General features: G+C 36.3%; 11 protein-coding genes and 10 tRNA genes. 18 read left to right on the top strand and 3 right to left on the bottom strand.

The window, feature by feature from the left end; translation table 11 throughout:
* Positions 1-85: 85 nt before the first annotated feature.
* The 17 genes from HMPREF9083_RS02000 (at position 86) to HMPREF9083_RS01920 (ending at position 7,737) form a co-directional block, all read left to right on the top strand.
* On the top strand, positions 86-946 hold the full coding sequence (locus HMPREF9083_RS02000) for a nicotinate-nucleotide--dimethylbenzimidazole phosphoribosyltransferase (protein WP_007555698.1): 861 nt from the start codon (positions 86-88) through the stop codon (positions 944-946).
* 20 nt (positions 947-966) lie between these two features.
* The gene (larC, locus tag HMPREF9083_RS01995) at positions 967-1,728 is read left to right on the top strand and encodes a nickel insertion protein (RefSeq protein WP_007555697.1); all 762 of its coding nucleotides are present in this window, start codon (positions 967-969) and stop codon (positions 1,726-1,728) included.
* A gap of 140 nt (positions 1,729-1,868) precedes the next feature.
* A tRNA-Gly gene (locus tag HMPREF9083_RS01990) sits at positions 1,869-1,943 on the top strand.
* Between the two features lie 16 nt (positions 1,944-1,959).
* Positions 1,960-2,035, top strand: a tRNA-Asn gene (locus tag HMPREF9083_RS01985).
* 1 nt (position 2,036) lies between these two features.
* A tRNA-Gln gene (locus HMPREF9083_RS01980) sits at positions 2,037-2,111 on the top strand.
* Positions 2,112-2,116: 5 nt separating this feature from the next.
* Positions 2,117-2,192: transfer RNA gene (locus HMPREF9083_RS01975), tRNA-Lys, on the top strand.
* A 3-nt stretch (positions 2,193-2,195) separates the two neighbouring features.
* Positions 2,196-2,270: transfer RNA gene (locus HMPREF9083_RS01970), tRNA-Glu, on the top strand.
* A gap of 7 nt (positions 2,271-2,277) precedes the next feature.
* Positions 2,278-2,353, top strand: a tRNA-Val gene (locus tag HMPREF9083_RS01965).
* A 2-nt stretch (positions 2,354-2,355) separates the two neighbouring features.
* Positions 2,356-2,432 (top strand) — tRNA-Asp (locus HMPREF9083_RS01960).
* A gap of 4 nt (positions 2,433-2,436) precedes the next feature.
* Positions 2,437-2,512, top strand: a tRNA-Phe gene (locus HMPREF9083_RS01955).
* A 9-nt stretch (positions 2,513-2,521) separates the two neighbouring features.
* Positions 2,522-2,608 (top strand) — tRNA-Leu (locus tag HMPREF9083_RS01950).
* A gap of 28 nt (positions 2,609-2,636) precedes the next feature.
* Positions 2,637-2,722, top strand: a tRNA-Leu gene (locus HMPREF9083_RS01945).
* A 124-nt stretch (positions 2,723-2,846) separates the two neighbouring features.
* Positions 2,847-5,420, top strand: coding sequence for a DNA polymerase I (gene polA, locus HMPREF9083_RS01940; RefSeq protein ID WP_007555696.1), 2,574 nt, complete (start codon positions 2,847-2,849; stop codon positions 5,418-5,420).
* Positions 5,420-6,031 carry a dephospho-CoA kinase gene (gene coaE / locus HMPREF9083_RS01935; RefSeq protein WP_007555695.1) on the top strand — a complete coding sequence of 204 codons (612 nt, stop codon included), beginning with the start codon at positions 5,420-5,422 and terminating at the stop codon, positions 6,029-6,031. The genes polA and coaE overlap by 1 nt, the downstream gene beginning before the upstream one ends.
* A gap of 2 nt (positions 6,032-6,033) precedes the next feature.
* Positions 6,034-6,651: a lytic transglycosylase domain-containing protein gene (locus tag HMPREF9083_RS01930; RefSeq protein WP_007555694.1), complete on the top strand. Its 618-nt coding sequence runs from the start codon at positions 6,034-6,036 to the stop codon at positions 6,649-6,651.
* Complete coding sequence (locus HMPREF9083_RS01925; protein ID WP_007555693.1) at positions 6,635-7,333, top strand: hypothetical protein; 699 nt, start codon at positions 6,635-6,637, stop codon at positions 7,331-7,333. Before HMPREF9083_RS01930 ends, HMPREF9083_RS01925 begins: the two co-directional genes overlap by 17 nt.
* Positions 7,334-7,338: 5 nt before the next feature.
* Positions 7,339-7,737, top strand: coding sequence for a GtrA family protein (locus tag HMPREF9083_RS01920; RefSeq protein ID WP_007554963.1), 399 nt, complete (start codon positions 7,339-7,341; stop codon positions 7,735-7,737).
* A 36-nt stretch (positions 7,738-7,773) separates the two neighbouring features.
* On the opposite strand, the gene HMPREF9083_RS01915 is transcribed toward HMPREF9083_RS01920, so the two are convergent.
* The 3 genes from HMPREF9083_RS01915 to HMPREF9083_RS01905 all read right to left on the bottom strand — a co-directional run bounded on the left by HMPREF9083_RS01915 (position 7,774) and on the right by HMPREF9083_RS01905 (position 10,792).
* Positions 7,774-8,493, bottom strand: coding sequence for a uracil-DNA glycosylase (locus HMPREF9083_RS01915; protein ID WP_007554994.1), 720 nt, complete (start codon positions 8,491-8,493; stop codon positions 7,774-7,776).
* Positions 8,468-10,135 (bottom strand): ArnT family glycosyltransferase, encoded by a 1,668-nt coding sequence (locus tag HMPREF9083_RS01910; protein ID WP_007555692.1) that lies wholly within the window; start codon positions 10,133-10,135, stop codon positions 8,468-8,470. The genes HMPREF9083_RS01915 and HMPREF9083_RS01910 overlap by 26 nt, the downstream gene beginning before the upstream one ends.
* Before the next feature lie 66 nt (positions 10,136-10,201).
* Positions 10,202-10,792: a DedA family protein gene (locus HMPREF9083_RS01905; protein WP_007554996.1), complete on the bottom strand. Its 591-nt coding sequence runs from the start codon at positions 10,790-10,792 to the stop codon at positions 10,202-10,204.
* A gap of 266 nt (positions 10,793-11,058) precedes the next feature.
* On the opposite strand from HMPREF9083_RS01905, the gene HMPREF9083_RS01900 reads away from it, so the two are divergent.
* On the top strand, positions 11,059-11,841 hold the full coding sequence (locus tag HMPREF9083_RS01900; protein ID WP_007555690.1) for a basic amino acid ABC transporter substrate-binding protein: 783 nt from the start codon (positions 11,059-11,061) through the stop codon (positions 11,839-11,841).
* The last annotated feature ends 26 nt before the right edge of the window (positions 11,842-11,867 follow it).

Here is an 11,867-nt window from a genome sequence, read left to right as displayed (position 1 = left end):
CCGCAGTTTTACAAAAAAATATGCTTGAAACCGCAATAAAAATTTATATCGAATCAATAACCAAGGAAGAAGCAGGGGTAAAAGGATGATAAGTAAGGATATGGCATGGAAAGATATTTCACAAAAAATTTTAAATAAGGTGAAGATTGACTCGTTGCCTTTGCGAAAAGCGATAGTTATTGCCGGAGGAGATACTGCGGTAGACGGACAAAATGAAACGCACGGATTTGTGAGTTTTCATGAAATGCGTGCATTGGCGCAAGGCGTAGGAGCCGTAAGTGCCGTTGCAAGAAAAATTAATGCACCGATTTACCTTGTGGATACGGGATTGGAACAAGACACATCATCTTTGAGAGGAGTATTGGTGAAAAAAATGCGTAACGGAACGCATTTGGGAACTCCTGCAATGAGTGTGGAAGAAGCAAAGTATGCAGTTTCATTGGGAATGTCCGTAGGAAAATCACTTGCTTTGCAAAAAGTTCAAGCAGTTGCACTCGGAAATGTCGGTGAAAGATGTATGCTTTCCGCATTGAGTGTGACGACAGCTGTTTTAAAAGACGATTTGCAAGGAAGTGTTTTTGATAAATCTTTAAAAATACAATTCGATAAATTGGAAAATTTCAAAGAAAATCCGGTTTCTGTATTGAGTAAAACAGGTTCTACGGAAATTGCGATGCTTTTCGGTTTGATTGTACAATCCTTCCGTGAGGGGATTTATGTAATTTTCGATAACGCCGTTACCGGTGCAGCCGCACTTGCTGCGGTGACGGTATATCCCGAAATTATCGACAATGTAATTTCTTTTGCTGACTATGATGAACCTCTTTATAAAATACAAGCAAAAAAACTTAATCAAAAAGGAATTTTAAAATATAATTTTACAAAAGCACAGGGATTGGGATCTGCACTCGGATTGGAGTTGCTTGAAAGCATAATTTCAGTGTAAATATAAGAAGAGGAGGTTTCATGAAAGCTTTATTCATAAAAGGATATTATAAAATTACTGCAGACATGCTTATCGGTGCGATGATCGACATGGGAGTTCCGTCTTTGTATTTGAAATCGGAATTGAAAGATGCCGGTCTTTCGGATTATTTTATAGAAATGGCAAATCCTAAAGCTAAAATCGGAGCACATTATTTCTTTATTCCGAATACAAGCGGAGAAATCGATTTCACTGAAGAGTCATGGACTTTGAAATGGGCAAAAATATGTAATAAAAAATACAAGGAACGCATTTCTTGCGGTATAAATGTAATTAAAACCGTTACACGAGCTTTTGATGAATTGAATATAAAAGACAAAAGCTTGGGCATGGTGGGAATAGACGGAAGTTCACATGCAAAACTTTATTGTATATTATCTGCACTTGACTACTTGGGAGTGGAAAATGTATTTACTTGTCCGTTTTCAGTTGAAGACGGTAAGGATGAAAAAGGTAAAATTACAAAAAGTATATTGAAACGTGCCGTTACAACAACAAATTTATCATTATATGCGGAAAATATCACTCCTTTTGCCGCTGCAATATTGGAAAGTATATCTGTTGATTTTTTACCTATGGACGGACGTTTTTTGGTGGATAATACTGCATACGGAAGTGACAGTGTAGAAAAAACCGACGGGGAAAATACATTATCCATATACTTGGGATATTTTCATGACAGAGAAAGTTCAATTTTTAAAAGTAAATTGAAAGTGTTCGGAACGAAGAATATTTTTTCATAAATGAAAATGAAAAACAGTTGACATACATCGATTTTTATGATAAAGTATTTTGCGTAGCATCTTCAGTTCGGATGTTGGAAGTTAAAGTTTAACTTGACAATATCTGATAAGATGTTATAATAATAACGTTGCTTACTGATGCGGAAGTAGCTCAGTGGTAGAGCACCACCTTGCCAAGGTGGGGGTCGCGGGTTCGAGTCCCGTTTTCCGCTCCAATGTAGTAACGAGTGTTCCTGAATAGCTCAGTTGGTAGAGCAATCGGCTGTTAACCGATCGGTCGTAGGTTCGAGTCCTACTTCAGGAGCCATAGGGGTATAGCCAAGCGGTAAGGCAACGGACTCTGACTCCGTTATGCGTAGGTTCAAATCCTGCTACCCCTGCCACACATGATCCATTAGCTCAGTCGGTAGAGCACTTGACTTTTAATCAAGGTGTCCCGCGTTCGAGTCGCGGATGGATCACCAAATGGCCCGTTCGTCAAGCGGTTAAGACACCGCCCTTTCACGGCGGAGTCGGGGGTTCGAATCCCCCACGGGTCACCATTAATTTGGGCGATTAGCTCAGCTGGGAGAGCGTCTGCCTTACAAGCAGAATGTCGGCAGTTCGATCCTGTCATCGCCCACCAATGGCCCGGTGGTGTAGCGGTCTAACATGTCGCCCTGTCACGGCGAAGATCGTCAGTTCAAATCTGATCCGGGTCGCCATTATGCCTCGGTAGCTCAGTTGGTAGAGCAAAGGACTGAAAATCCTTGTGTCCCCGGTTCGATTCCGGGCTGAGGCACCACTTTTTTATGCGGCTGTGGCGGAATTGGCAGACGCGCTACTTTGAGGGGGTAGTGATCTTTCGATCGTGTGAGTTCAAGTCTCACCAGCCGCACCAAAAAATAAGGTGCAAAAAAAGTTAATAAGCGGTTGTGGCGGAATTGGCAGACGCGCTATCTTCAGGCGGTAGTGGATTTTATCCGTGAGAGTTCAAGTCTCTCCAACCGCACCAAGCGTTTATCTCATCTTTGGATGAGCTTTTTTTATTATGTAGAGAAATCACAAAAAACCGCATCGGTAGATACATATTAAAAAATCATATATAATGAAGTGAAGACAATATTGCGGGGGTATATATGGATAAAAAATTAGTTATTATAGACGGCAGCAGTTTATTTTACAGAGCCTTTTATGCATTGCCGTTACTGTCCCACAACGGAATATATACAAATGCGGTATATGGATTTTTGCGTATGCTTGCAGGGCTTTATCGTAATTTGGACCCTGAATATATAGCTGTAGCATTCGACAAAGACAGATATACATTCAGAAACGAAATTTATAAAGACTATAAAGCTACAAGAAAATCTGCACCGGCCGAACTTGTACCTCAATTTAAATTGATAAAAGATTTGTTGCGTGTAATGGGAGTTGCCGTATATGAAATGGCCGGATACGAAGGCGACGACATACTCGGCACATTGGCATTCAAGTATAAAGACGAATTTCCGGTTTTGATAGTTACGGGAGATAGAGATTCGTTGCAATTATCAAGTGAAAAGGTAACGGTATTTCTCACGCAAAAAGGTATAAGCAACATGGCGGAAATGACCCCTTCCGCAGTAGTTCAAAAGTACGGAATAAAACCTTCTCAGATAATAGACATGAAAGCATTGATGGGAGACACATCCGACAATATACCCGGAGTAAAAGGAATAGGCGAAAAAACTGCAGTAAAACTTTTACAAAAATATGAAAATCTCGAAAATATATACAAAAATATTGAAGAAATAAAAGGTGCACAAAAGACGAAACTTTTAAGCGGTAAAGAAGATGCATATTTGTCACGAAATTTAGCCAAGATACGTATCGATATACCCATAAATGCAACCCTTGAAGAAATGAAACAACCGATACATTACGATGAAATGAAAGAATTGTTCGATAAATTGGGACTTCATTCGATAGCTGAAGAATTAAGCGGATTGCCGAGATTTAAAATGCTTGCCGAAGCGAAGAAAAAAGAAATGGAAGAAATGAAACCGCTTTTAAATTGGGAGAAAAATATTTCATTTGAAGATGAAATTATTTCATTTGTACCGGAAATTCAAGGTAAAACTCCTTTTTTCAAAATAAATGAAGTAATAGCAGGAACCAAAAGCGGTAATTACAAAGTAGAACGTAAAGATTTTTCAGAATTTAAAAAGCAACTTTTGAAAGCAAAGGCAATAATAGCAGAAAACAGCAAAGAAATATTCGAATCGGATTTTCCATATGAAAATTTGAAATTTTATGATGTAACTCTTATTGCGTACTTACTTGATCCCACGCATGTTACTTATAATCGCTCATATGTAGGAGAATTATTTAAAGTACCGTCAATATATATTGACGAAAACGCAAGTTTTGAACAAAACGGAAATATGATTGCAGATTTCCTTTTGGCTTTATACACATCATCCTATGAACTTTTGGTAAAAAATGATATAGAAAAATTATTCAAAGAAGTAGAACAACCGTTAATCGAAGTATTGGCAGAAATGGAAAAGAACGGTATTTCTATAGACGAAGAAAATTGGAAAAAAGTTCGGAAAAACATGAAAGAAAAAGAAGAAAAACTTCTTTTGGAAATTTATAGAGAAGCCGGAGAAGAATTCAACGTAAATTCTCCTAAACAATTAAGCCACATATTATTCGATAAAATGGGAATGCCGACAGGGAAGAAAACCAAAACCGGATACTCTACGGCGGCAGATGTTTTGGAAAATCTTGCAATAGATTATCCTTTTGTAAAGAACATACTTGAATACAGAACATTGGCAAAACTTATTTCCACATATCTTGATGCAATACCGTTACTTGTGCGAAAAGAAACAAAGCGAGTACATACATCATTCAATCAAATGGTAACCGCCACGGGAAGATTGAGCAGTTCGGATCCGAATTTGCAAAACATACCCGTAAGAACGGAAGAGGGAAAAGTAATTCGTTCTTTGTTTGTACCGGGTGAAGGATACGATTTCTTTATATCTTCGGACTATTCACAAGTGGAATTGCGTGTATTGGCACATATGTCGGGAGATGAAGGACTTATACGTGCATTTGAAAATAAAGAAGACATACACAGAAGAACGGCATCTGAAGTATTCGGAGTTCCCTTTGAAGAAGTAACGAGTGAACAACGTTCACATGCAAAAGCCGTAAACTTCGGTATCATTTATGGAATAAGCGATTTCGGACTTTCAAAACAACTTGGAATAAGCAGGAAAAAAGCTGATGAATATATAAAAACATACTTGAAAAGATACCCCGGAATACATGAATTTATGAAAAAGATGACGGAAGAAGCAAGAAAAACCGGAAAAGTGAAAACATTGTTTGGAAGATATCGTGATTTGCCTGATATAAACAGCAAAAATTTTCAACGCAGATCATTTGCCGAACGTACTGCTATGAACACTCCGATACAAGGAAGTGCAGCGGACATCATGAAAATTGCCATGATTCAAGTATACGGAAAAATGAAAAAGGGCAAGTACAAGAGTCGTATTTTATTACAAGTACATGACGAACTTGTTATAGAAGCGGTAAAAGAAGAAGTTGAAGAAATAAGTAAATTGCTTAAAGAAACAATGGAATCCGTTGTTTCATTAAAAGTGAAACTTGTTGCAGATGTGCATGTAGGTAAAAATTGGGCGGAAACCAAGTAATGAATATGTATTTAATAGGACTTACCGGAGGTATGGGATCAGGTAAAAGTACGGTAGCGGATTGTCTGCGTTCAAACGGAATACCTGTCATAGATGCCGATGTGATTGCACATAAAATTATGAATGAAGAAAGTACATTTGATAAAATACATGAAATTTTCGGTAAAAATGTTTTCGATAAAGACGGAAGCTTGAATAAAGTGAAATTTTCATCGGTGTTGTTTACAAATACCGTAAAAAGAAAGAAACTTAATGAATTTGTACATCCGAAAGTTTGGGACGAAATGATGAACGAAACGGAAAAATATGTAACGGAAGGAAGTAAAGTTATATTTTTAGACGTACCGTTGCTGATAGAAAGCGGATGGCATACACGTGTAAATGAAACGTGGCTTGTAAAAGCCGATTATAATGAACGGATTGAAAGATTACGTTTGCGTACAAATCTTTCAACGGAAGAAATAAAAAAACGTATAGAAATTCAAATGCCCGAATCGGAAAAAGAAGAATATGCCGATAAAATAATAAATAATGGCGGCACAATTGAAGAAACCGGAAAACAAGTAATTGAAGAACTTCAAAAAATAATTGAAAAAACAGAAAAGAGGTAAATATGAAAAGACATAAAAAGTCTAATGTACGACAAAATCATATTAAGCGCGGTGTTAGACTTTTTACGGTGCTTTTATTCATAGGTATTGTTTTATTTTCAATATTTTTACACAACTATTTAAGTCGACCTGCACCCGAAATACGTATGATAATAACTGAATACGCACATAAATACAGAGTACAAAGACACTTGGTCGAAGCTGTAATGCATGCGGAAAGTAAATTTGATCAAAAAGCGGTATCACATGTAGGTGCTGTCGGAATGATGCAATTGATGCCGAAAACCGCCGAATGGATAGCACAAGAAGGCGAATTGCAATATACGGATTTGAAAGAACCTCGACAAAATATAATGCTCGGAACGTGGTATATAGATTATTTGCTCAAAAAATATCACAATAACGAAGTTTTGGCACTTGCAGCATACAATGCCGGAAGAGGTAATGTAGATGAATGGATAACCGAATACGGTTGGAAAGATGATTTCACAAATATAAAAGAAATACCGTTTCCGGAAACAAGAGAATTTGTAAAATTGGTAGTGGAAACAAGAGACAGATTGGATGAAGAAGAAAATACAGAAGAGCAAGAGGGAGTAGAGAATGAGCGACATAAATAAAATAAAAGAAGAACGTGAAAATCGAAGGAATCTGTTTTTAAATTGGAAAATAGAAGATGATTTGCCTCAAACTGTTCATGAATACAGTTTAAAAAGAGTAGATGTTCAAGATGATCGTAAATACTATGCATTCTCTTACGTAAATGAAAAAAACGGTTGGGAAGTAAAAGCATTGTTCGATGAAGAAACAATGGATTTTATGATAAAAGCCGATTTCAGATTATTTGTAATAACTCAAATTGAAATGATAACAGGTGATTTTGAAAAATTTAAAAATATTGTAAAAACGATGCTACCCGAATTCATATACAAAGAAATGATAGATAGAAGTAAGGTATCTGTACTTGTAAAAAGCACCGGATTTACGAAATGGGATTATTCAAAAGCCATGCCGGAAACAATACATAATTACAAAAGAGTCATAGAACCGTCCATGCCGATTTTGGGGCTTAACGGTTCATATATAGTAGCTGCATATGAATGCAGGCAAAATAACAGCGGTATTTTATTTTTTTATAATATGTACAGAAATCAATATTATGGAGAAATGCGTGCCGGGGGAATTCCTAAAATAATACACAAATATGACGCAACGACACTTAAAGAATTCGAGCAAAAAATAATCAAGAATTTAAAAGAAGATTTACACAATCTTTATTTAAATCCCGTATCGGAAGAGTAGGAAAAATGTTTAAATCGTTTTACAATTTATACAAGAAACACTTAAAAGAAATAATAAGATTTGTAGTTGTCGGCGGATTTTGTTTCGTGTTGGAATTCGCAATGCTTTACGGATTTACCGAATATTTGCACATACAGTACTTAATTTCTTCGGCAGCGGCTTTTATTATTGCACTTATAGTAAATTATTTTTTATGCGTGTATGTTGTTTTCAATACCGAAAATCAGTCAAACACAAAACGTACGTGGTTTGTAATTACATCTGTTGCAGGTTTGGGTATAAATCAAATCGTAATGTACATTATGGTTGAAAAAATCGCAATTTGGTATATGTTTGCAAAAGTTTTTGCAGCTGCTGTTGTGATGATTTGGAATTACATAACGAAAAAAATAATATTAAGATAATAAAAAAGGCAAGAGTTTTAATCTCTTGCCTTTAATTTATACACCGATTTCTTTTATAAAATCCTGTAAACCTTCTCTGAAAAGAGTTGCACCTCCGTTTGCAGGATGTCTTACGCCGGTAACTTTGTAGCCGGCATTTTTTAATGTAGTTTCGCTTTTTTTACCGACTGCACAGATTTTAATATTTCCACCTACCAACTCAAGAAGTTTTTCGGTATAAATCAATCCGGCATCCAATTCTTTTTGAGTGGGAGTGCGATTGGTAAGCATTTTGCCCGGTTTATGCGGATGGAAAGGGAAAATATTCCATAGTATAAAATCGTCAGGCGCCAATCCGCTTTCCAAAGCTGCTTTCCAAACAATTGTATCCGTAGGTTCGTTAAATCCTTTTTCACGCTGAATATCGGCAGGAAGAAACGGACTTTCTTTTCTGCTTGTTCTGCGTCCGGGAGAACCGATTATCATTTTACTGTTTACAACAGGATGTAAATCAAGCATCATACGCTCCGAAGTCAAAGGTATTCCGGTAAAACGGCAACCTTGATAACCGCAAGCTTCCGCAACTATCAACAAGCGGGGAGAATCCATGCGATGTACAAGGTAACGTTCAAGCTGTGCTTTTCTTATAGAACGTGAATGAGCAATATCATAATCGGGATCGAAATCGGTCCATGGATTGAAAACATTTTTTTCTTTGTATTTCTTCAGAGATTCGGTAAAAACTCTGATTTTATGCATTATGTGAGGATAATTCATCAATAGTCACCAACTTGTAAATTGTTCCGTCGTCAAATTTCTTTACCGGAACAAAATGATTATAAAATTTCCAATTTTTAAAAGCATCCGCATTCTTATTATAAACGAAAACAAACGCCGATTCATTTAATTTTTTATTTTCGAATTCATTATCACTTATTGTCGGCATAATAAATTTAAAATCCCAAAGCGAATTTCTTGATTCAACATTAGTTGCGAGTGCAGTTGACGGTTTTATTCTGGTGGCTAAATCGCTTGTGTAATAAACGTAAGATGTGCTATATGTGTCGAAGAAATAGTGTTTGTCCGGTAAATTTTTAAATTCGTCAGCAAAGAAAACTGGAGCACGAGTATTCATGTAAACGGGAAGACCTTGTAAAATCATGCTTATATACATAAGTAAAGTGAAAGTTGAAACATATATATATCCTTGTCGCAAATTTTTTTTGAAAAATAATCCTACAAAAACAATTGATAGGATAATTATAAAATACATGAAAGTCCAATTTACTTCATGCACACGAGTCGTCAAATATCCCATTGCAACGGTTAAAATGAAAAACGGTATTGAAAGACATATATATGCCTTTGTACTTCCTTTTTTTATGCTTTTTATAGCTTTTGCGGCTAAAACAATTCCCGGTATAACTGCGATATATGTGTATGTAATATACTTGGTAGCCATTAAAGTGTAAAAGAAAAATGTACCTAAAAGCCAAGTCATTAAGAATAAATACAAATCCGTTTTTTCTTTCCATTCTTTAATTGCCTGATAAACTGTAAGACCGAACCACGGAAGCAGAGATAACGGAAGCACAATCAAGTAATAATACCAATGATTGTCGGAAGGATGCTCCGAAGAAGTTGCACGAAGTACATTATGAATACCCAAGAAACCGTTTATGAAATCTTGTCCGTGAATTAAGTACATACCGCCATACCAAGGTAGAACTACAATTAAGAATAAAATTATACCTTGCCACGGAAAGCATCTTTTTAAATACACGGACGAACGCATAAGTCCGCACCAGATTAAAAGGAAAAGACCGGGAAGTACCAATCCTACGGGGCCTTTTGTAAGACATGCAAATCCTGCGGCACCGTAAGCTATAAGCATATGTTTGATATTATTGTTTTTTATACCTGTATATGCGGAAAACAATGTAGGAATAGTAAACATAAGCAAAACGGCATCTGTAATAATTCCATGAGAAATAAGCCAAAATTCAAAAGACGTCAAGAGCATTATTCCGGAATAAAATGCAATTTGCTTATCTTTTAAAATGTGAGAAACATAATAATATAAAAGAGGAACGGAAATTGCACCGAAAATTATCGAAGGCAATCTCGAAGCGAAATTTGTAAATCCGAAAATGCTGTATGAAACGGACAAAAGCCAGTAAATCATTATGGGTTTATCAAACCAAAAAACGCCATAAATCTGAGGTGACATCCAATTACCCGACAAAACCATTTCTTTCGCCGTAAGTGCATAATTCGATTCAACCGGATCGGTTACGGGAAGGAGAGAACTTCCGATTGAAAGCAAAATGAAAGAAACAATAAAAAGTACGGCAATAAGATGTATATTTTTGCAGCTTTTTATTTTTGCATCAAATCTTGTAATAAATGATTCTTGCATAATAATAAATACTCCTTGAAAAAACAATCATACAAAAAACGACGCATTATAGCGCCGTTACAATTATTAAACATTATCTTTGCGCTGTCTGATAATAAAATATAATACCAATGCAATTATAAGTACACCGATTGAAAAAAGTGCAAGTTCAAGTTTGTAATTAAGTAACTCGTGCCAATTTTCACCGAGCAAGTCGCCTATATATATAAGCATAAGTGTCCACGGTATAGTACCTATTATCGTATAAATTACAAATTGTACCAAAGGATAATGCGAAATACCTGCCGGCAAAGATATGAATGTGCGTATTCCGGGAAGCAATCTTCCGGTAAATACCGCAAGCCCTCCATACTTTTTGAACCATGCATCCGCCATTTGAAGTTTTTTATTTGTAAATGAATTTTTCTCAGCTATTTTCAATAAAAAAAGCCGACCGCTTGTCGCACCGATCCAATAAGACAATAATGATCCGACAACACCTGCAATTGTGGCAACTATTACCGTCGGCCAAAATGAAAAAATTTGCTGTGAAACAAGAAATCCTGCAAAGCCGAGAATAATTTCACTCGGAATCGGGACATTCATATTTTCCAAAGCCATAGTTACAAACAGTGCCGAATATCCCCATTCGGAGAGAAAAGAAATTATAAGCTCCATGAAAAACCTTTCTTATTTATATATTTATATTTTAATATAGCATGATATGCAATCATGGTCAATTTAAGATAAATGTAAATATAGATTTCTAAAAAACGAAGCATATAACGGTGCTGTAAGAATATACACACAATTAAAATTAGAAACGAAATAAAAATACAAAAAGTTGAATAAATTCTATTGACAGTGTTAAATTGCGGTGTTATTATAACTTTCAACACGTAGTAAAAATCAATACTACAATTTAATAACAGGAGGATGATTATATGTTTGGTAAGAAATTTAAAACAATACTTGCTATAGGTGCTATGGCAGCAGCTCTGATTTCTGCAGGATGCGGATCGGACAGTACAACAAAGAACGGGATTCCTCCGGTTATCCGAGTAGGTTCGGAAACGACTTTCCCACCGTTTGAATTCGTAGACGGTGATAAATACGTCGGATTTGATTTGGATTTGGCGGAAGCTGTTATAAAGCAAATGGGAAGTAAGATGGAATTCAAGAGTATGGGTTTTGATGCATTGATACCGGCAGTACAAAGCGGACAAATCGATATGATTGCCGCAGGTATGGATGCTACACCGGAACGTGCAAAACAAGTTGCATTCTCAGATCCCTATTTCAGTGAAAACGGATATGTAATTGTTACAAGAAAAGACAATGACACAATTCATGATTGGAAAGATCTTGAAGGTAAGAATGTAGGTGCTCAGGTAGGAACGAAGTCGGTAGAACTTGCACAGGAAGCAAAAGCTGCAAATGTAAAACAACTTGACTCAAACTCACAGGCATTTATGGAATTGCAGGCGTCTACACTTGATGCAGTAGTTCTCGATCGTCCGGTAACAATGTACTACTTGAATCAGGGTGCCGATAAGGATCTTCAAATAGTAGGAACACCGAAGCCCGGTCCGGCAATGTCGCTTGCAGTAAATAAAGACAATAAAGAATTGCAAGATGCCGTAAACAAAGCTTTGAAAGAAATCAAAGAAAACGGAACCTATGACAAGATTTACAAAAAATGGTTCGGTGAACAACAGAAACAGTAATAGAAAAACACTTCACATTACATCTG

Source organism: Dialister micraerophilus DSM 19965, assembly GCF_000194985.1.
GTDB lineage: Bacteria > Bacillota > Negativicutes > Veillonellales > Dialisteraceae > Dialister > Dialister micraerophilus.
The sequence above is the reverse complement of the archived record's forward strand: the minus strand, read 5'-3'. Positions and strand labels throughout refer to the sequence as shown.